6 protein-coding genes, 1 tRNA gene and 1 riboswitch are annotated in these 24,271 nt (G+C 29.2%); of the genes, 3 read left to right on the plus strand and 4 right to left on the minus strand.

Going from position 1 to position 24,271, the window contains the following annotated elements; translation table 4 throughout:
* The first annotated feature begins 49 nt into the window (after positions 1–49).
* A riboswitch (Lysine riboswitch) is annotated at positions 50–214 on the plus strand.
* Between the two features lie 88 nt (positions 215–302).
* Complete coding sequence (gene pepF / locus NPA11_RS01815) at positions 303–2,132, plus strand: oligoendopeptidase F (RefSeq protein ID WP_257043106.1); 1,830 nt, start codon at positions 303–305, stop codon at positions 2,130–2,132.
* Between the two features lie 908 nt (positions 2,133–3,040).
* On the opposite strand, the gene NPA11_RS01820 is transcribed toward pepF, so the two are convergent.
* Positions 3,041–3,133 (minus strand) — tRNA-Ser (locus NPA11_RS01820).
* A gap of 1,170 nt (positions 3,134–4,303) precedes the next feature.
* Here NPA11_RS01820 and NPA11_RS01825 point away from each other — a divergent pair.
* Together NPA11_RS01825 and NPA11_RS01830 are read left to right on the plus strand one after the other, a co-directional pair.
* Positions 4,304–12,793 (plus strand): hypothetical protein, encoded by an 8,490-nt coding sequence (locus NPA11_RS01825; RefSeq protein ID WP_257043107.1) that lies wholly within the window; start codon positions 4,304–4,306, stop codon positions 12,791–12,793.
* A gap of 13 nt (positions 12,794–12,806) precedes the next feature.
* A complete protein-coding gene (locus NPA11_RS01830) occupies positions 12,807–21,461 on the plus strand; it encodes a hypothetical protein (RefSeq protein WP_257043108.1) in 8,655 nt (2,884 codons plus the stop codon).
* Positions 21,462–21,576: 115 nt separating this feature from the next.
* On the opposite strand, the gene NPA11_RS01835 is transcribed toward NPA11_RS01830, so the two are convergent.
* The 3 genes from NPA11_RS01835 to NPA11_RS01845 form a co-directional block, all read right to left on the minus strand.
* Positions 21,577–21,906, minus strand: coding sequence for a helix-turn-helix transcriptional regulator (locus NPA11_RS01835; RefSeq protein ID WP_257043109.1), 330 nt, complete (start codon positions 21,904–21,906; stop codon positions 21,577–21,579).
* A gap of 8 nt (positions 21,907–21,914) precedes the next feature.
* Positions 21,915–22,226, minus strand: coding sequence for a PTS sugar transporter subunit IIABC (locus NPA11_RS01840; RefSeq protein ID WP_257043110.1), 312 nt, complete (start codon positions 22,224–22,226; stop codon positions 21,915–21,917).
* A gap of 137 nt (positions 22,227–22,363) precedes the next feature.
* Positions 22,364–24,262, minus strand: coding sequence for a M13 family metallopeptidase (locus NPA11_RS01845; protein ID WP_257043111.1), 1,899 nt, complete (start codon positions 24,260–24,262; stop codon positions 22,364–22,366).
* Between the last annotated feature and the right edge of the window lie 9 nt (positions 24,263–24,271).

Below are 24,271 nucleotides of genomic sequence, written 5' to 3' on the forward strand. Positions count from 1 at the left end.
AGAAACAAACAATATTTATTTGTTTAAAGGTCAACCTTTAGGTTTGAAGCAAAACATTAGAGGAGCTTTTAACATCAGTAACTAGTCTAGCAGGCGTGCGTAAATTAGTGAAAGGGTATAAAAGCCGAAATACTTTAAAGTGGCAACTTTAAGTGTTGGTAGAAAAACATAAAAGATTTCTACTCTTTGGGCAACCATTGGCGCTAAATATTTGTAAAGTTTTGTTAAGTATTTTTAACAAGGATTTTTGCAACATTTATCGCTTGCAACAATCCTTGTTTTTTCAATTTTTAAGGTGTAATATGAAAATAAAGCAATATAACAAATATGATGATATTCCACAAGAATACCGGTTTGATTTAGAACATATTTTACAAGGACGAAGTATTCAAGAATTAATCGAACAATACAAGCAAGTTTTTGAGCAACGTATTGTCATTAAAGATTCTAAATATAATTCTTTTGATGAGTATTTAGTCGATGTGAAACTTTCTGAACAATTGACCGCTCTAGAATATAGAATTGAAAATTATATTTCTAATCATATCTCAACTAACGTGGTGAATCCAGATTTTAAAAAATTAGCTGAAGAGTTTGATTTTTTGAATGAACGTTTAAGTGAGCAATTCGGAAGTGAAACCAATCGTTTTTATCAAAATATTGATAAACTAAAACTTTGAAAAGAAAAAAATGAACTCAAAGAATATAAACATTCAATTGAAAATGCTCTGCTTGATTATGAGCATAAACTTTCGGATGAAGTAGAAGAATTTGTTCAAAAACAAGCTTTCGGAAGAGCTTCACTTGCTTCAATTTTTTCAATCTTAACCAATAGTGAACTAGATTATGGAATCATTAAGGATTTAAAAGGCAAAATTTACAAGCTCAATCCAACTAATCGAGTTGAATTTTTAAAATCAAATGATGCTCAATTAAGAAAGCAAGCACATTTTAACTATATTAAAGCTTTTCTCAAGCACAAAGAATCGCTTGCATCACTTTTGTATCAGCATTTTAAAAGTATCACTGTTGATGCTAAGTTGCGTAAATTCGATTCCGCTACACACATGCTCACTTATGGCGATAAAGTGAGTGATGAGGTTTTAAATCGTTTATATCATCAAGTAGCATCACGGAAAAACATTTTTTATAAATTTAAAACTGCACATAGCAAATTTTATCAATTCAAATTTAAAGAAAAATATCATCCTTGAGATGCTCGTAGAGAACTAGTTAAGGTTAAAACCAACTATAGCATAAATGAAGCTAAAGAACTGGTTGCTAGAGCCTTTGAACCCTTTGGGATTGAATATAATACTCAAATTAGAAAAGCTCTAAATGAGAATTGAGTTGATTTTATGCCAGCACATTCAAAGCGTTCAGGGGCATATTCAATTGGATCATCATATGGAATTGAAAAGAAATATATCTTAATGAACTTTAAGGGCGATTTAGAAAGTGTTGAAACATTAGCGCATGAATTAGGGCATTCAATGCACTCATATTTTTCTGACACACGTCAAAGTATTGCTAATAGCGAATATCCAATTTTTCTAGCTGAAATTGCTTCCATTTTCAACGAATTAATGCTTTTTGATTATTTATTACAACATTCAAATAACGACAAACTCAAATTTCAAATTCTCAATACCATGATTAATGGATTTATTGGCACAGTCATGCGTCAAGTCGAATGATCTAACTATGAATATGATCTGTATAAAGCCATTGAATCAGGAAGTGCCTCTTCAAGCTTTAAGTCACTGAGCCAAATTTACTTTAATAATGCCAAAAAATACACTTTAGTTAAAAACCTTAAGTATTCAGAAATCAATACTTTTGCCTGCATTTATGTTCCACACTTTTATTATGATTTTTATGTCTACAAGTATGCGATTGGACAACTTGTTGCTAATTATTTCTTTGCTCAATATAAGCAAAATGGGACAAGTGCACTACAAAATTACATTGATAATTTTCTCAGTGCTGGCGGAAGCAATGATCCACTCAAAATCCTTGAAAAAGTTGGGGTGAATTTAAATTCAAACAACTTTTATCAACTAGGTTTTAGTTATGTAGAAAATCTTATTAACCAATATATTAAACTTGGTCAAAAACTGTTTAAAAAATAATTATTTTTAATTTAACGTTTACATCTCAAGCTTTGCTTGAGATTTTTTATACCCAAACACAAACATTTTCAAATATTGTGCAATTAATGATTTATTTGTGTGAATTTTAAATTTTACGACCGAACATTAATTAGATTTAAGTTTAAGGTCATTATCTTACACTAGTTCATAAATATACTTTTACCAGTGTGTCAGAATTAATTGCTTACCAATCATTTATAAGCAATTTAGTTTTGTGGTTTAGTTATGAATTAGCCTTAGTAATTTTAATTTTAAAGCATACAGAAATTGTATTTGAAATCCTTAAAGTAAACATTCTTTATTGTTTAAGCAAAAGAGTTCTACTCTGAATTAAATAAAGTTAATAATGAACGTTTTTTGCTTTTTCTTTAAATAACATTGAAAGACTCAAAAAATCATACTTATTTAATTAATTAAGATCTAATACTTAATAATGATCAAAAAGATAGTTTCTAAGGACAATAAAGTTGTCCTTAGGTTTAGGTGTTAATAAATAATCATTTTTGATCAGATTGTCTCTCTGTGGGGCAATACCAATGTTAATAAAGTATTCTTTTTGATAATAAAACTTTAAAATATACCTTATTACAACTTGTTTTAATTCAAAAGTATTTACTTAAATCACTATATTGAATAATGATTTTTTGAACTTTTTCAAATAAAAACTTTACTTTTTAGGGTTTAGAAATCATTAATTAAAGCCGTTTTTTATAATCAATAATCATTGTTTTCACAGTGATGTTTTTAAATTTTTTTGCATCATTTACTGCTTTTAATCTTGATTTGAGATCAGTTTAATCATGATAAATCAAAAAATATTTTTGTATTTTAACACCAAAAAGAAATAAAAAAACTGACCTTAATTCATCAGTTTTAATAAAAATCATTGGCGGATGATGGGGGATTTGAACCCCCGCGGGCCGTAAAGCCCCTGCTAGTTTTCGAGACTAGTCCCTTCAGCCAGACTTGGGTAATCATCCTTATTATTACATATTTATTTTATCATTATTCTGCATAAAATGTGAGAAAAAGGATAAAAAAATTCCATGATAAAATTTTGAATTAAAGAAAAAAATCAAAAAATAAAAATTTTTTTCAAAAATAGTCTTTTTATATAAATATAATAGTATATAATTTTGCCAGCAAAATTATATATAATGTTTTTTGCTAATTATAGTTTTTTAGTTTTGATTTTTAAATAAATAGTGTACAATTCATAAAAATTTAAATCAACTAAAAAAATTAAACTATCAGCCTTACAAGGTGTTCATTAGTTCTTGTTGCTGATAGGTAAAAAATTATTTGATATTTTTTCTTGTTAATAACTAAAAAATGTGGTATGCACATTTCTTCGCTGACAACTTCAATTTATAATTTAAATTCTTTAAACCTTTCATAAATTTTTTATTAAAAAATAATTTTTGCAACCACATAATTGGTTTGTTATTTTTGCAAAAACAAACTTTTCATTTATCAACTTTTTTTCGAGAAACAATTCCAAATAAAAAAGCAATCATCGATATAAATCATTGCTTTAAACCATATTCGTTCATGTCTAAAATATTTTATTTTTAAGTGCAAACTACTTGAAAAAATATTTAAAACTTCTCTGTATTTGTAATCTATAGTAAAGCTATATCCTTTTGTTTAAATTTATATATTTAATAAAATTTGTTCTTACGTTTAATTCTTAAAACAAAATACAAACTCTTTAATAATAAAAAATAGCAATCTTAAAAATGGATTATTTTAATTAATAATAATGATCACAAAATGAACTTTTGTTTTAATAATGTTTTGAAAATTTATTTCAAGAAACCAAATAAAATAAAAAAATTCTGGAAACATTTTTATTTTGTAATGACAATAATAATTTGTCTTAACAAAGCGAATAAAAATAATTCCAAAATAACTTATTTTAGCGTGAAATGTGGTTAAAACGCTTAAATAATAATTATTTTTAGATAAAAATCATTCAATTTAAGTGATTATAACCACCCTTGTGAATAATTATTTCAATTATTTCTATATATATATATATATATAGTGTATATTTTAAAAAATGCACACTTATTTTATATAACCAATCTAGAATATAAGAAAAGTGTTATATTTACTAGATAAACAAAAATTAAATTTTGGAGACAAACATGAAAAATCAAAGGAAAGCAATCATTGGCATTGGGGTAACAGCCGGACTTGCTGGTGCAGGAGCGCTTGTATCAACTGGGCTCGTGTTATCACTTCACACTAACTATAAAGTTCCTTATAATCAAACTTACTTTTTTACCGAACTTAAAAATCAAGTCGAAAAAACTAAAGCAGAGTTAGAAAAGTTTTCAGTTACTGAAAATAAAGATAATCCTAACGAAGTAAAAAATCTATTTAGTGAAATTGATTATGCCAAACAATTATTAGCCAATGAAAATTCATCAGTTGCTTTAATGCTTCAACAAAGAAATTTACTTAAGCAACAAACTCCTAAAGCATTGCTTAGCATAGTAAAAGATGTTGAAAGTTTAAAGAAATTAGTAGAAGAATATTACTCGCTAGTTAAAGATGTTGACTTTCAAAAAACAGTTACTAGTGCTAAAAACACAGTTCTTAGCTCTCTTAACAATTCGGATAATACTTCAACTCTCAAAGCTTTTTATAAGACTATTGATCCATTAATTAAACGCCAAAACGATTTCTCATTTGGGCTTGAAACTAAAATTTGAACCGAATTTGAAAAAATTGCTAAAAACAGTTCAGAATTACTTACCAATCAAGAAAAAAGCACATTAAAATCAACTATTGAACAAATTTTAAATGTACTTGCTCAACCAGTTTATTCCCGTGATGCTTTACTTGAATATAGCAAATTGTATGATCAAATTGTTGAAAAACTTAGTTCAAGCAAAACCCAAGAAAACAAAACACTTAATAACTTTTATAAAAATGTAATTAGAGTTAGAAACGAAATTGGTTTACTTAATGTCAAAGAAGAAGTTAAACAAGACTTTTTTGAGAGAATTGAAAATTACAAACAAATTGCTTTAAACCCGACACCAACTTTAGCACTTACTAAATCTGAAGAAATTGTTTATTTAACCGATTTAGTTAAAAATCAACTTGAATCAGTTACTAATGATGATATAGATCAAACAAAAACTATGCAACAATTGCAAGTACAGCTTCAAGCTCTTGAATCACTTAATGTTGATGATAAGCTTAAAAATTTAATCGCAAAACAAGTAGAACAAATTCAAAAAGATGCCCAAGAGCATCCTGAAGAAGTTTTAAATTATATTTCACAAGCAATTAATTTACAAAGTACAGTTAAAAACTTAGAAAAATTAATTAAAGCTATTAAAGATAAAATTGATCAATATATCAGAGAAAAAAGTATCACTGAAAGTGATGGAAAAGCTTTTAATGAGCAATTAAATAACATTATTTTAGCTGAACATAGTAATGTAGATCAATATTTATCTAATTTACACGATTTATACAACAAAATTTATGACAACACTTTACTTAGTACTGTGTTTAAAAATTCTCTCAAAAATCTTAAAGAGCAAGCCAAACTTTCACTTGATAAAGGATTTGAAGTTGATACAAAAGCTTTATCACAAATTATTCTTGAAATTGATCAATTACTCAAAAATCCTGCTTCGTTAAAAGATTTAAATAATGCACTTAGAGTTAAAAGTGATCAAATTAGACAAATTAACCGTAGTGAATTAAAAAGCTTATACAATGTTTCTATTTCAGTTCTTAATGGAGAAAGTGTTGCTATTCAAGAAATTAAAGATCGTTTATTTACATTAAATGAAAAAGCTAAACCGCTTATTGCTGATAATTCAACCGCTATTAGAGAAGATTTACAATATCTCATTGGTGAATATAAAAAAGAACTTGAACTTGCTAATATTAGTGAGGAGCTTCAAAAAACCTTATCTAAACATTCTAAGGTTAGAGAGTCAGTATTGCAATTATTTGGCGGAGAACAAGGACTTGCTAATTCACCATTTGGAACTAAGTTAATCAAACACATTGATGAGCTTAAAAAACAAGCCGAAATTATTTCGCACAATCCAAATCTAACTAAAAAAGAGAAAAATACTCAATTAGCACTTATTCGTGATCAATTAGATAATATTGCTAATAATGCAGATAATTACAAACAGCTTGAGCAAGCTATTCAAGCTGGAAACAATTCCCTTGATTCATCGCATGGAAAACCAGGAGAACAAGGTGCACTGCAAAAAGAAGCTTTAAAAATCAAACAGCTTCAAAACGATGGTTTTGACGCTTTAAATAATGCTCCAAGTGCTAATAATGTTGCCGATCTTGTTAATTCGCTCAACCAAGCTATTTCAGATTATAAAGATAAACAAGCAGTTTATCAATCAACTAAAGCTCTTGATGATTATTTCAAAGAAATTAATCAAGTCTTTGCCCCTTATGCTCCCGCTGGCGGAACAACTCCAACTCAACAAAAAATTATTGATCGTTTAAATGAGCACAAAAAAGCTTTATCAAACCCAAACCTAACTAATAAAGAAAGAGATCAAATTCACGATCAAATCGCTCAGTTAATTGATGTACTTAAGTCATTTAAAGATCTTGAAGTTAATAATAATGGACTTAAAGAACTGATCAAAGACACTGAAGGACTTGATTTTGCTTCATTTAAACCTGATAGTGATTACACAAATGCTAAAAACTTAAATGCTCAAATTGATAAGTATTTATCCGATGCTTTTAACGTTCCTTTTAACCGTACTGAAATCGATGCTAAAGTTACTCAAATCCAAACTCAAAGCAATACATTAGGTCTGGCTATTTCAGTAGCATTTTTGAAAAAGACCAATGCTGAAATCCAAGCTAATAAAATTACTAACACAAACTTAAATACACAAAGTCCATATAGTGATATTAGCGCTTCAATCGAAACCCTTAATACCCAAACCAATAATGTTATTAATAATACTTCAAAAACTCAAACTCAAGTTGATGAGCTTAATAACACATTAAAAAATTACATCAATCAAGCTAAAGCTCTTAAAGCAAGTGCTGATAAATTAAGTAGTTTATCACAAAACACTAGCCCAGTTGCTTACACTAGCCTACTTAATTCAATTACAAATAAACCATCTGGTGGTGGGGTTGATGAACCAAATAATAGTTTAATTAACTTTGGTGATAGTGTTAGTGTTATTGATTTTAAAACTCGAATTTTAACTAATGAATTAAGCAAAACTGATACTCGGGTACAAGTTGAAAGTAATATTAATAAATTAAAAACTGTTTATACAAACAATGAAAAAAATCGTGTTATTTTTGATCATGCCGTAAATGAATGAAATTCAAAAATCACTGAGTTTACCAATCGTTTGAATGAATTTTATATCAGTAGAGGTGATTTAGCAATTCTCCGTGATAATATTGATTTATATATTACTCAAGAAAATCAGAATAAAAATGCTATTCAAGCTGAATGAGATAAAGTTATTGCCAAAAAAGCACAATTAGTAACCCAATACGATCAACGTAAAAAAGGCGATCAACTTACAGCAATCACTAAAACTCAAGAAATTTTTAATGCTTTTGATCAATTAGTAAATGCTCAAACTAATGGAAAATATACTTCGACAGTTCAAGATTTAAATGACAAACTCGCTCTAGTACCGCTTGGATATGCCAAAGATCTTTTTGCTAAAAACGCTGATGCTATAACTAATAAACTTAATCCATTTGATAATTACGATAATTCATTTAAAACTATGTATCCAGCTAAATGAAAGACCGCAATCACTACTTGAGTGAACGCGATTAAGGACAAAGTACAAAACTATACTAGTTTAGATGATTTATTAAAAATTCAAAATGATTATGCTAAACTTTCATCAATCACTTTGCTTATCGATCAACTGAAAAGCGTTTTTGATTATTTTAATAACACAAAATCTGGTGCAAGTACCAATAATTATCAAGCAATCCAAAATAAAAATCCCAACAATGATTTATTTACTAAATTAGGACAAACTAATAGCTATACTACTAGTTCTAGCGATGTACTTTATGGATTACAACCATCAGCTACATTAGTAACTAGAAACGAACTTAGAGATGCGTTCTTTAAAGTTGTTGATTTAAAAGATGCTAAAGAAGCTCAAGCTGATAAAATCACTAAATATAAAACCAAAATTGATAAAACAATTCAAACTAATAATAATTTAGATCCTGTCTTAAAAACTCAAATAGATAACAAGTTAGATGAGTTATTAAATCAAACCAATACCGCTACCGACCATACACAATTAGTTGAAATAGATAATCATTTAAGTGAAATTGTTTTTAAAGAAACTCATTTAATTGATCTTGCTCGTGAAACCAAAACTTCAAAAGATCTTGTTACTGCAAACGCAAATATACCTGCAAACGAAGCAGGTAAAAAATCAATTGTTGACGCTATTAAAGGTGTTTACGATAGCTATTCAAATAGCTATTTGACCTTAACTGTACAGCAAATTATTTCTCATACAAATGATCTTGAAGATAAACGTAATTTATTAAACAGCTTTAATAATGTCTATCAAGAAGTAAATACCCAAAAAACAACTATACCATCATCATACCCAGATGGAACTGGGACTCATGGAACTGGTGCTGAAGGTAAAGCGAAAATGACTGAATATTATGATGGTTTAATCACTAAACTTAATACTGCTCCGGTTACACGTGCTAAATTGCTCGAAGTATCATCATCACTTACAGCATTAAACAAACTTACCATTCTACAAGTTGGTAAAATTGCCATTCAAGCTAATGTTAAACAAGATACTTCATATAACAACTTTAACTATGATGGAACTAATACTGAAAGTTATGGTTTTGACAAAGATTATCAAGCATTAGCTGATGATATTTTAAAAAGTATTCCAGAAAACAATGCTAGTGCTTTAGATATTGAAAATACTTTATATCCAAATTTAGTCAATGATTTTGCAGATCACAACGAATTATATTCGGCTCGTAAAGGGGCTTTAGACTTAATTTATAAAACCGGGACCGTTCAGGCTGAAAAAGGAATAAAAACCAAACAAATTGAACAATTAAATGACCCAAATACAAATGCGCTAGACCCGCAATATCAAAATTTAAAAACAAAAGCTGATCAATTTTTCCACACTCAAGCACAAAATATTAAAAATGCTAATAGCATTGCTGAAATTGATGTTGCGATTCAAACTGTATCTGAAAGTGATGTTTTCTTTGATAAATACAAAAAAATTGCCCAACTCATTGCACAAGCTTCAATGAAGGCTAAAAACCAAGCTATTCAAAATAATCAAAATGTGCAAGCTTCAATGACTAAGCTAAATGACCAAATCACTAAAGGTGAGAGTTACTACTATAATCAAAAAGATATTGTTGCTTTAGATGATAATATCTTCTATCTTAAAACTTATAAAGATCGATTAGATTTAGCTACTAATGTAGCTCATGCTCTGATTCATGTAAAAGATTTCAACACTACAGCTGGAACTGTTGATTATCTTACTGCTGATGCTAAAACACCGCTTGAAAATATTTTAAATAAACCATTTTCAATGATCAATGCTGATTCGCAATTAGAAACATCAGAAAATTATGCTCGTTTATTACAACAATTTGTCACTGGTTCAACTCAAGATTCATATTTAACTGCCTTTTTACACTCAAAACAATTGCAAGCAGCCATTTACAAAGCGCAAACATATTTGACTTCGTATAAAACCCAAAAACAATCTAATCCAAACTATGAACCAACAAATATTGATCAACTTTACACTGAATTAGAAACTAAGATTAATGATGCTACCACTACACTCAATAAAAATCCTCATAATGAAACTGAGAAGATACAACGCATGCAAGAGTTATACAATTCAAATAATGGAGCATTGGATAAAATTTTTAAAGCAATTGACGATAAGATTAAAAAACAATACAATACCAACTTAGCTTTAGATAAGTACATGGCCAGCTCGTACATTGTAGGATCAACTAGTCCAAAATTAACTGATTATGATAGCGTAGCAATCACTCCTCTAGAAACTCCAGACAGTTCAACTCCAGACAGTTCAACTCCAGACAAATTAGTACAATTAAATAGCGCTTATAATAAAGCAATAGCTAAATACAAAGAACAAGCTCTTAAAGTTTACAAATGAGAAGCAAATCGTTATAATTCATTCAATCAAAAACTTGTGGACTATACCACCTTCTTAAACCAAGCAACCACCAGTAATGGAATTGAAAAAGAATATGTGCTTAAAGTAACTGGAATTAGTGATACTGACTTAAATCAAGCAAATGCTAAAATTCAAGGTACTCAAGCAGATACTCCTTTTGCACGGGCAATTGAATATATTACTCACTTAACTGATACTGATAATGATATTTTAAATTGATTTAATACCGTTAACGTTAATACTGTCATCGAAGAGCTCCACTCAGTGGGAAGTGATTTATTTGCTGAATTTCAAAAATTAATTTTAATTACTTCGGTACCACACTTGTTGCTTGCTAGTTCACAATACGAAGATGTTAACGAAGAGCTTGCTGTTGATGCGGATAAAGAATCAGTTGGGTTTACCTTACAAGAAATACAAGCTCGTGACGGAGATACTTTAGAAAATATTAATGCAATTAACACTTCGCTAAACGGTATTAACCCAGCTAATAAAAAAGGATTATTATCTGATATTGATGAATCTAATGTTGATTTTAGTTCATCAACTCCACAAAATATTGTTAATGCTCGTAAAGAATATTTAAACAAATACAAAGATGTTGTTCAAGCAATCGCTAAAGTAAAAAAAGCGTTTGATAAGTTAATCTTTGGAAGTAGCGATACAGACGCTTTTTCACTTAAAAACGTATTACATAAATTTATTGTTGGAACCAACAATTTTGATGGACGTAGTGATATTACTAACTTTTTAAAATATATTGCTGATCCTTCACAAGTTACACAAACTGGTGCAAATGATAAATTTGCTATAGTTAAAGAGCAATACGCTAAACTCTCACAACCAGCAATGCGAGATGAAACTGTGTTTAACAATTTAAATAAAAATACTGCTAGCGATACTGATATTTTCAATGCTTTAGTCAAGGGGTTTTCGTCGGCTTTTGCCTTAAAAGAATGAATGGATAACTCGTCAAATGATGATTTATTCTTTGATTGATTATCACAAACAGTTAATGGATTATTTAATTATGAAGATATTGTTCCAAATGATCGAACAACTATTCAAAAATTCGATACCTTAATCAATGACAGTCGAATTTCTCAAACTTCAATCACTATAGGTGGTACTGATTATGATGCTAAATTATTAAACGAACAAATCAGTACAGGAATATTAAGTCATGTATTCGAAAAATTTAACGCCTTACAGGGAAATGGACAAATTTTTAACAGCAATAATGTTAAAGTGTATATTTATAAAAATAAAAGTTCGAGCACTCCGTGAATTAAGCAAGCTAATATTTCTGATAATTCTATTCGTCGCGGATATGTTAATCTTTATTTTAAATTTGAAAAACCAGCAAATTTAACTGAAAACACTAGTTCATTTTATGATTCTCCTGAATTTGGAGTTAAGTTTGAAAATGTTGGAATTAACTTTAAAACTTTAGATCGTTTTATAATTGATAAAAACAACATTAAAGATACTACAACCGTAAACCAAAAAATCTTCAGCATTGATGAGGCCGGATGAAATAACTTGCAAGCTCCATACTTTTTAGCTGATGCATTCACTCGTTATTCAACTCTAACAAAAGTTGCCTCACACTCAAATGATGATTTCTTCTTTGAATATGTTGATCAAGGACGTGATAATTTATTTGGACCTAACCCAACATCTTCTGCTCAAAGTGGGCCAATCACAGTCGGAACTCCAACACTTGTGTCAAGACAAGATTCAACACCAAACTTTAGAATTAAAGTTAAATTGCAAAATGCTTTTAGAGGATATCAACAAATTTCAAATTACATTTTATGAAAAACCTTGGATCCAAATGTTGCTTCAGGGGTAAATATTCAATATCAAAATTCATCAAATTACTATAATTCAGTGTTAAGACAAATTGATAATACAAAATATAATTGACAATCTAAATATCAATATTTATACAATGCTCAAAAAGACCAAAATAAAAATTTAGTCTTTTTACCTATTATTATTGGAATTCCGGTTATGAAAGTCGGAAATCCAGCAGATAAAGGTCTCTTAGTATTATCATGACAAATTATTAACCGATTTAGTTCAAATGTAGTAAGTCCAAAAGAAGAAGTGTCACTAGGAGTTGAAAATAAACTTAACTATGCATTCTTATTTAAACCTACCACTCAAGGAAATAAAGATCCACAACTAGACTCAGAATTTAAACTTGCAAGTTATATTATGAATAAAATCAAATATCGTGATTTAGTTGGTTTAACTTTTAAAGATTTAACAAATTCAGAATTATGAGATGCAGATCGATTAATTACAGAAGATACAACTGTTTCATCTAGTGGTGTAATCGGATCAGGTGAACTATATAATGCAATCGGACAAAACGGAAGGTTTGATATTCAATTCAAACTTCATTAGCAAGGAGAAAAACATGTTAAAGAAAAAGACTAAAAAAACACTAATTATTACTTCGTCAATCGTTGCTCCTGCTTCGATTGGTTTAGGGGTGACATTATTTGCTATTCACTCAAACGAAATTGTTAATAATAACACTGTTTACCACAACTTGCTTCAAGGTGAAAATTTATTTAAAATTTACTCGCCATATTTTCAAACTAAACAACAAGACAAAGACGCAATTGAAAAATCATACCAAGAAGCTAAAAATGTTTGAAACGATAAAGATAAATCACTTCTTGAAAAACTCAATGCTCTTGATAGAGCCCAAGCTGATGCTTTTAATTTCTATATCGCAAACCTTGACAAAGTTGATTTTAAAGACCAAGAACCAACTCAATTCTGAACTAAAATATTAAACAACCAAGACGCTCGGATTCGTGAACTTGATCTTAAAGATAAACTTACTCAGCTTAAAGAAGATCGATCGCTTAAATTTTTTGACGTTCTTTATAGTGCAAATAACGAACAAAAAATTCAATATTTAAATACCCTCTCACAAGAAATTTCAAAACTTGTTGTAGAGCAAAATAAAATGCTCGAACCATATATCAATTTACTACAAGGAACTTCAAACAAAATTGACGATTTATTATTTGAAGGACTCAAAAAAGAAGTTGCTAGTTCGTTAGTACCTCTTTATTCGAGAATTATTAGTGGTGATATTCGTCTTAATGAAGTACAAATTGCTTCACAGGATACTACTAAAGAAGTCAAAAAACTTGACCAAATGCTCAAGAGTTCACAAACTGAAATCAATGAAATTAATGAATATTTAAAACTGATCGAACCTTACACTGAAAGTGTCACTTATACTGATCAGCAAAAACAAAATGTTAAAAACTTTCTTCACTCAACTCGTATTAACTTGGATTTAGCACTTACTAAAGCTGATATTAACTCAATCAGAAACGATTTAGTTACTTTCTATCAACAAATTTCTGATGTTCAACGGAGTGTGTCAGAAATTAAAGAGGTTATTAATGGACTAAATAAATATATTGATGAATTTGATCCTATCCTAGAATACAATAAATCACTAGTTCGTTCACAAATTGATAATACTCTATCAATAAGTGATAAAAATGCTCTTATTTCAGCCAAAGCAAATTTATTCAGTGAATTTTACTCACTTAAATTTGTAAACGAACTTATTTTAGAGCTTAAAGATAAAGTAAAAACTGCCTCTGATGAGAATTTGATTTCAGAAAGCAAGGCTATTATCGCTAACTCACAAATTGATTCTATTATCAATAGAAAAATCCCTAACAAAGAACTCGCTAGCGAAATTTTTAGTTTTTACAATTCAGAAATTAATGAACTTGATTCGCTTGATTATTTAAATAATGAGTTGAAATTACTTCAAAACCAAAGTGAACAAGTGCGTAAACTTGCTTTTACTAATGAAGAAGTGATTAATAAACTTAATGAATTAGATAACCAAATTGTTAAGAGCTTTTCAAATGATGTGAATTCAAGTTATTTGGGACCTATTAATAAGCAACTTAATGAATCGTTAAGATTAATTTTTAAAGATGATTTAAAACAATTAATCAATCAACTTGATGAACAAGCAAAATTACTTAAAAACCTTGATAATCCAGCTAATGAATCAATTCTTAATGAAGCAAAAAAACTTAACCAAGAATCGCTTCCGATGATTGAAGATTTTTCATTAGTTCCAACTGCAACTTTAATCGAACAAATTAAAACTTATGATCTTAAATTGCAAAACGTGATTAATGCTTATAAACAAACTCTGACTGAAAATATTTCTAATTTTACTGATGATTATTTACGAGTAGTATTTTCAGAAAATGATCCAAATTATATTCCAACACCAAACGAGCAAAAACGAATTAATCTATACAACGAACATAAAAAACGTTTAGATGAACTCAGAGACATCATCAACAAAGGCGATGGAAACCCAGGTATTTATAAAGAACTCGAAGAAATTACTGCTAAATTAAGAAATCTTACTGATACAGCTAAAGACTTTTATGATTTATCAAATTTAGATAAATTAGCTCAAGAAACTATTAAACGAAAAGCCACTGGAGATAATAGTGCTGTATTGCAACCTTATATTGATGAGCTAGAAAAAGTACGTAAACAACTTGATGCGGTTTTTGCTGATCCAAACGCAACCAAAGAACAAATTCAAGATTTAATTAATCAACTCAATCAAGCAATTAATAATCTTAACAAAGCTGATACTAAAGTAGTTTTAGAACAAAAAAATCAAGATTTAAAAAACATTCTAGATCAAAAATATCCAAACGGGGCTTCGTCTCCTGCTGCTGATGCAATTCGAAAACAATATGAACAATTAGTTGAAGATGCTAAAGATGTTTCAAATTCACAAAAAAGTAATGATGCTATTGATTTGGCTAATCAATTAATTAAAATCACTCCAGTTGCCTTTGAGTTAGAAGTAAATAAAAAACGTTTGCTTGATATTATCGGAGAGAAAAACTCAGCTCAATACAAAGGTAATAAAACTAATGATGCAATTGCCGCTGGACGCACTGAAATTCAAAATGCTGATGAGCTCGTTGCTCGCTTAAACGATCGAGCAAATATTCCTAATGTTGAAGCATTTGAAAACGAAAAAAATCAACTTTTATTACGTGGGAATGAAATTTTACTTGCCTATGAACAAGATAAAATTGAAAAACTCAATACAGCAATTCAAGCTACAACAAAATCACAAACTACTGAAGCTAATACCAGATACAAAGAATCGCTTACTCATATTAATAATTATGCGATAGTAAAAAAATCTGAATTAATTTTCGACAAAGCTAAAGAGGCGGCTGATAAGTTAGAAAAACTAAATGCTTTGGCTCAAGTTTCTTCAAAATTACTTGATTTTTATAATCTTTACAACACTGGAAACACTACTAGTTTAGCTGGATATATTGCTTCATTATTAGCTAATAACGAACTCATTAGTAGCGATACAAATCAAGAGATTGATAAAAAAGTGACTAATTTAACCAATGATCAAGAAATTATTAGTGCTAAAAAAGAATACTTAGATGAATATCAAAATTTAGAAACAATTTTAAACACTAACAATGATTGAAAAATTTATCAATCACTCAATCGTCAAATCTCACTAATTAAAGAACAAACTAATTCAATTATTTTTGATAATAATCTGAGTGCTGAACAAATTCGTGCCAAAAAAGTTGAACTTTCAGCTAATATTAATACTTTTACTCGTGAAAAAACCAGACTGCTTGAAGAGTTTAATCAAGCTGTTAATACCGCAAGTGCTACTTTAAATGATTTAGAAGCTAAAATAGCTAAATTAAAACAAAACAATTCAACTTATAGTTTTGCTGAACACTTTGATACTGTTAAAGCAAACTTTACTACCGATAAAGAGATAGCACAACGGGCAAACGTTGATACAGCTGATATTAGTGCATATAATTCAAAATTACAAGTTGCCTTTAAAAAAGATCTTGCTTTAAATAAACTTAAAGATATTAAAGCTTTTGCTAACGGAAATAACTATGGAAGTTCAGATTTACATACTAAAGCTAAAAATGCAATTAGTCCTTTTGAAACTTATCTTAAAGCCGAGTTTACCAGAACTGATTTAACCCTTGAACAAGTTGACAAATTAGTTGCAAAAGTTGAAGAGTTATCAAATCTAATCAATCTTGAAAAACGGGTGGCTGATCACGTAGCAGTTTTAGAACAAACTCCACCTCGTACTGATGTTCAAACTCTTTCTACTGCGGCTCTTAAAGAAAAATTCAACAATACTCTTCCAAGTTCAGATAATAATTATGACGATTTACACACTCGTTTTGATGATTTAAAGGCTACTTTTGATAAAGAAAAACTCACCATTGAAGAGATACGTAATTCTATTATTTTTGCTCTAAAAAATCAAGATAACACCAAAGGAGCATATGGATTAGTCAAAATGCTCACTGATGCATTAGGACATGATTATGATAATAGTGTTACTAATAAATTAACTGCATTTGTTAATACAATTGAAAGCTCAACTAAATCTAGTTCTGATCAAACCGAACTAAATAAAATTTTAGATAAAGTAACTAAAGCAAAACGTGAAGTTAATTCATTGGCTGCTTTGGCCCAAGCTGTTGCCCAAGCTCAAACTCGTTTAAATGGGTTAACTAATAATAATTCAGCACTAATAAACAATTATTCATCAAAATTAAACGGATATATTGCTGAAGCTAGAAATGCTTACTTTAAAGATAGTACTACTGATAATAATCCTACTTACACTGAATTAAAAAATAAAATTAGCTTTACTTCACAAAAAATCCAAGCCGCTGATAGTCTTGCAACTACCTTAAGTCAAATTCGAGCAATAACTAATAATGCTGCAGATTTTAATTTACATAATATTGATAATCAAAGTGGTGTGAATAAACTAAATGATTTAAATAATTATTTACAATTATTCGAAACAAGTGCAACTAATGATACTTTTACTGCTGATGCAGTAGCTAAAATTCAAGCTCTAGCTCAAAAAGCACAATCATTTAAAACTATTATTGAATTAGATAATACTGTTTTAGCAACTGTAAACACTTGAGTTGGAGCTTCTAGTCCAGTTAATGCCACTGATATTAAATCGTTATTATCACTAGTATGAGATAGTATCCCAACCACAAACTCATCAACCACACTTGGTAAAAAAGCTGGAGCAACCTATAATGTTTCTCAACTTCATGGATTAAATGATGCAAATACAATTAGTGCTCAAGCATATAATGAATTAGCTGAAAAAATCACTCGTGAAATCACTACTGAGCACGCAAACATTCAAACCAGAAACACTTATCGTAAAGCTACTGATACTAAGATCCAAGATCTTAAAAAGAAAATGTTTACTCCTTTAGTACATAATGCTTTAAAAGATTCATTACTTACTTATATTGGACAACTCGAAACTCAAAACAACACTCAAACTAGCCTAACTATTACTCCGGTTGAAACTGGTGAGTTAAATAAAATTAATGCTAAAGTTAAAATTATTGAAACTAAATTTGACCAATTAAAACAACTAGCTCAAAAAGCATATGAGCTTGAGAATTTAAATAATCAAATTATTACAATGGATGCAACTGTTACGACAGCTAAAACTAAAGCAAACGAATTAATTGCTAAAGCTAAAACTTATTACAATGATCCTGATAAAATGAACAAAACTGATGGCGATTCAATCTCTAATGTTCAAGCTCAACTCGAAGATCAATATTATCGTTTAAATTTATTATCAAAATACCAAATTGTTTCAAACTTGTTCAAAAATGACAAATCATTAAACACTGAAGAAAAAGCGGTAATTCAAGGCAAATTAGATAGTTTTAATCAAGAATATAACACTACTGGAGCAAATGCCCCAACTCCGCAATCATTATTTAATAAATACTTTAGAGAAGAAAGCGAAGTCCAAGCAAATGAACCAGCAAGTGCTAAAAATTCCCTAATTAAATATGTGCTTGAAAATGCTATTGAATTAAAAAAGGCTTACACTCAAGCGCAAGAGTATCTTACTTACAAAGACGTTAATATTGATGATGCTGATGTAACTAGCAAATTAAATGCTATTCAACAAGAACTTACTAATGCCAACAATCCAATAAATGCCAATAAAAACAATAATAATGACGAACAAACTAAACTACAATTTGTTGCTTCTTTACATGCTAAAGTAGAACAATTAATTCAATCAAAAAAAGATCAAATTGCTCGTCAAATTACTAAAGATCAAGAAGTTAAAAATTATATTGATCAAAATGCTTCGACCTTTAACCCAAACAATAATCCCGATCCATATGTAGATAACTTCCAAATGAATGCTATTGATGATCTTAATACTGCTAATACGAACAAAGATAATCTTAATTACTCAGAAATTAACATTATTTTGCAAAAAGCTCAAACTGTACTCAAAACTCAAATCTTTGACTTATATAAAAAAGGTTATGATGAAGTAACTAAGATCTATAATAGTGCAAGCGATTATCTTACTGATTTTGATGCAACTCATGTTAATGTACGGAATGGTTCAGGAATTTTAGCTAATGATTATTCACCATTATTAGCTCTTAAAGCTCTTGTGGATACTGCGTTAAGTCAAGATATCACTTCAATTGAGAATTACACTACTAAAATTAATTCATTTATTGATGTAATTCATTCAAATGCAGCTCAAACTGTCCTAAATTTTGTTGTTCAGGTTAAACAGGCGTTTTATAACAAATTCAATGAAAACGGTCAACTTAAAGGATTTTATGTTAACCTCTTTAAAAAACTTGATCCACTCAAAAATGATATTACCGGTAAAACTCAAAATAACTATGAATATAATGACCTTCGTTCGTTGGAAGCTCAGTATGATGTGCTTAAAAGCGAGTATGAGGTTGTCAAAAGATTTTATAATATAATACAGAATAAAAATGATTCTTCTTCACTTTCGGCTTTTGCACTTCAAGTAGATCAACTTAATAAATTATTTGTTTCTTTCTATAATTCAATCCATGATCAAGTTATTAATATTCTTGCAAATAATCCATTAGCAAATGTATTTAAAGATATTTATAATAACGTTAATTATGGTGATAATAATCCTTACACTCAAAATATCGAAACAGCATTTAATAGCTTTAAAAATACAATAACAAGTTTAGCTAACCAACTTACAATTATTGATATTGCTAACTTTGACTTTAGTACATTGAATACTCAAAGCCAAGATCAAGATAAAATTTTCAACATTATTAGTCAATTACATAATTATAAAGATTGAGTATTTGATCATAAAAATATGCTTTTAAATCCACTAGATGTAGATCCAAGTAGAATAAACTTATTAAAACCTACAGCTCAAGTTCCTAACTTAGATGCAACCTTTAATAAAAAATACAAAGTTATTACTGCTAAACCAGACTACACTCGTAAACAATTCATTAATCGCTTTGAAGAAATTGCTCAACACAATGCTCTTGCTAATCCGAATTCAACTGATTTAGTTCGCATTGATAATGATAATAACTTCTTAGAAATGTTTGATCAATTCGCCTTTACCAACAAAGACATTATTGAACAAAATGATGTTAAATCAATCTTCTCACCAATTACCTTTAAAGTATTTATACAAAAATACGATCCAAGTGCTTGATTCCAAGTTGTTGATGAACCAACAAAACAAGAAGTGGACCGTCGGACACTTAAGGCCAAATTAGTATATGAATATGATTCAAATATCACTGGTCTTGGTAGTGTAAAAGCTGAACGAGAAGTATTAATTACATTTAGAACTACTGATATAATTGCGATTCCGGATCAAAATTCATCAGTATTTTATACACCTACACCTGGGCAAGGATCTAATAATGCTAAAGTGGGAATTAATGCTAAGGCAGAAGCTATGGACGTTGATGAAGCTGGATGAAACATTGCCCAAGTAAATAGCAAAAATGATGCTAACTATAATAGTGTTCGAGATCAAGTAATTTTAAAAGTTTATAACAGATTTAAAGAATCGGTTTTTGATCTATTACCAGGGGTTACTTCATATGCCGAAAAAGATGCAATGGGTATTTCAAAAGAAAAACCAACTGAATATGCTCATGAAGTTTATCAAAATTCAAATCATACAACTGAATTAAATACTATCGATTCGCTTCAAGGAGCACTTGGTACAAACAGAATTAGTGCTTACTTTTCATATGACAATCCCTCGCAATATTCTGATTATCCATACTTTTTTGATTTTGATAATCAAAAGAATATCAACGTTACTTTCAACACTTCACTTAGTGTTAATAAAGCCGATGAATATCTACGTATTTTCCCAGTAGATGAAGAAAAAGGGATTGCTTTCTTACAAATTCAAGGAGGTACTTTAACTGGATTTGGAACCGCTGGAAGCAATAGTGCCCCTCCATATTCGCCACAAAGATATGATGCGCGGATTCGTGGAAACGAATACAATGCATACCGTGCAAGAACAGATTATTGAAATCTTCCTTATGATAAATTACCAACTGCTGTAAACTTAAACTTGTATAAGTTTAATATTGATTATGATCCAATCAAAAGAAAAGTTTATTTCTATAACTCATGATTAGAAAATGAAATATTGTTACCAAATCCTAATAGCTTTGGAAATTCAATTAAAAGCTTCTTAAATTTAACAACAAATTCTCTTAGATCTGCTGATCGAGATTTCCTTCAAGATATAGTTGATAATTATACTAATAACCCAAGTTCTTACATCCCAACTCCAAGAGATTTAAGTAGAGCCATTGCTCTTGTTTCAACGAGACCTCAAACTATTTACTTTGGAGCAAGCGGAACTGGAGCAAGCAATGTAGCTTTTCAACAATTACCCAATACAATTAGCACTGCTTTAGGAACTTCACCGATTTTTCCAGTTAACGGTGGTCAACAATCAATCTATCGTGGTTCAACCGATAATCCAATGAATGCGACTTTAAAACCAGTTGGACAAACTCCGTTTGATGGTAATTCTGACCAATTCTTGTTAAAAGAATCTGCTAGAGCGCCATTGTATTCAGCGGCTATTAACAAATTCTGATTTAAAATTAGATTACGTAATTAATCTTTCTATAGTAATAAAACAAAAAGTATGTAGTATTAATATTAACACCAAATTTGTCAGGACTTCCAAAAAAATAAAAAAGCATGCAACATGTTGCATGCTTTTAGTTTTAATCTTAATGGCTATGAACTAATTGATCATTGCAAGAACAAGCATATTTTTGAAAACTAGGCTCTTTAGCAATTAAGTCTAATAATTCGTGGTGTTGATTACAAAAATCTTTGTTAATGTAATAATAAACGTAAATACCTTTTGTTTTAGTTTTAATGACATTAGCACTACGAAGTGTGCTAAGATGCTTAGATAAGTTGGCTTGACGAATTTTAAATAAGTCAGAAAGAGTTTGCACATCGCATTCAGCTTTAGAACACATATATAAGTGAATGATAATTTTTAATTTTGATTCACTTGATAAATATTTGAATAAGCTGGTTAATTGTTTCATTTGTGTCCTTATGATAATGATCTTGTATGTTTTAGTAAGTTGTAAGTTGCTTGTGAGAACTCACCTAGAATAATTGATAATTTATTTGAATTGACTAAAATCCCACTAATTCCTTTGAGTGATTTGAGTTTTTCTAAGTTAACTTGCGGATTTTGGTTAAAAATAATATTAACTCTAGATGGTTTTAATTCAAGTGAAACAATATGATTTAAATCATTAAAACAAGCTAAAAATGCATCTTTATTAAAGGGTAATTTATCAGCTTGATAAATAGTATTTTTCTCATGTTTGATTTGTTTTTTTCATTTGATTCAAATCAAACCAAAGGTTATAATAGAATAAAATCATAACTTAAACTTGCTTTTTGCGTACATATTTTAATTATATTAGAATAGTATCTAAAAGCTCTTAAGAAAACGAACAAAAAAGACAAGAAAAATTCTTGTCTTAAAGCTAATTATCAGATTTTTACTCTTTTGTTTTGAGGGATGAACATTTGATTTTTTGCAGTGATTTGGTAAGTCTCATAAAATAAATCACAATTTTTTAAATGGACATTTGCCCGAGCATATCCAGGGGCATGAACATCAGTTTTGAGTAATAAAGTCATATATTCAGGCTTGGTTTTGATCCGTCAAATAGTAGCTCAATTAGTGAAGAAATCATGTGCGTTAAATTCTTTTTGTCCTTGAGCAGCTTCCAGTGCACAATCAAATCCACCTAAATCAGCAATGTTTTCTGAAACGGTTAATTTTCCATTAACTAGTCCCATTCCAGTATCAAACCCTTCAAAAAGTTCAATTACTTGTTCTTTCCTTAAATCAAATTTAGCTCGATCATCATCGGTTCATCAATTATTTAATGAACCATTTTCGTCAAATTGTGAGCCATTATTATCAAAAGCATGTGAAATTTCATGGGCAATTACCGCACCAATTCCACCATAGTTTTTTGATGAACTTTGCTCAATACTATAAAATGGGGCTTGGAGAATGGCCGCTGGAAAGACAATGTGGTTTTTAATTGGATGAAAATAAGCATTGATTAAAGCTGGTGACATTTCTCAATATTCTTTGCTTTCACTTTTTAAATAAAGCGAATCTTGATATTTTTGCATAATTGCTTTAAAATTAAGAACATTTTCAAGCAAGTTTGAACCTTGACTATATGTTTTAACTTTGAGTTTTTTATAATAAGGACGAATTTTGTCTGGATATCCAACCATCACGTCAAGTTTTGAAAGTTTAAGAATTGCTTTTTGCTTGGTTTTTTGGCTTAATCAATCATTTTGAGCTAGACGATTTTTGTAAATATTAATCATTTTCTTAATCATCTTTTTAACATCTTTTTTAGCTTGAGGACCAAAATATTTTTGTGCATATGCTAGTCCAAAAGGTTTATTAAATCATTGCTCTGAACTTTTAAAAGCATATTTTTTATTATTGATTGCACGATCTATTCCAGTAACTGATTTACGTAATTCAGTAGCAATAATTCTTAATTCATCGCTTAAATAAGCACAAGAAGCAATTAAGTTTTTAATAATTAACATAGCTTTATATCCGTTAAATGTGTCTGCATTATAAATTTTGTTTAAATTAGCAACGTAATCTTTATTGGTTACTACTATACTTGAAATATTGGTTCCTACAATTTGTTTTGCTAAAGCTTCAAGGTTAAAGTAGTTGGAAGTATCTTTTAATTGGTCTAGAGGTGTCATGTTATATAAACTAGTGTAATCAGCTTTTTGTAATGAAGAAAGGATATAATCTTTAACTAAATTATCAAATTCCACCGCTTGATCAGCTAATTTATTTGCTTGGCTTTGAGTATATCCGTATTCTTGCAATAATTTGACACTCATTGACTTAAAGACGTTTAAATGTTTTTGAGCGTCTTCTTTTTCATAATATTCTTTTGCAGGCAAAATAATTGATTGTTCACCCAATCACAAGACTTTAATTGATGAATCAACAAAATCATCTTCAACTTCTAAACTAATTGGTAAATATTCTCATTGCGAACGCTTTGATATTAATTTTTGTGCTAATTCGTCAAAACTGCTTAATTGTTCAATTTCACTAATGAGTTTTTTAGCCGGTTTCATTGCTAAAGCATTACGTTTTTTATAGTTTTTAAACATTTTATAAAACTTAGCAAATTCACTTAACGGACCTGTGAGTTGATCTGAATTACTTGCTAGTTGATCAGCCAGAGAAATTAATTGTTTATTAAGCTTTTTATCTAATTCTCCAAAGGCAGAAATTGATGGTTTATCAGGATCGATTTTAGCCTTTTTCAATCACGAATAATTAGTATATTGATAAAAATCATCTTTTAAATTTGGTTTTTTCATGTTTTTCTC

It is taken from the genome of Mycoplasma sp. 1578d (genome assembly GCF_024582695.1).
Lineage (GTDB): Bacteria > Bacillota_I > Bacilli_A > Mycoplasmatales > Metamycoplasmataceae > Mycoplasmopsis.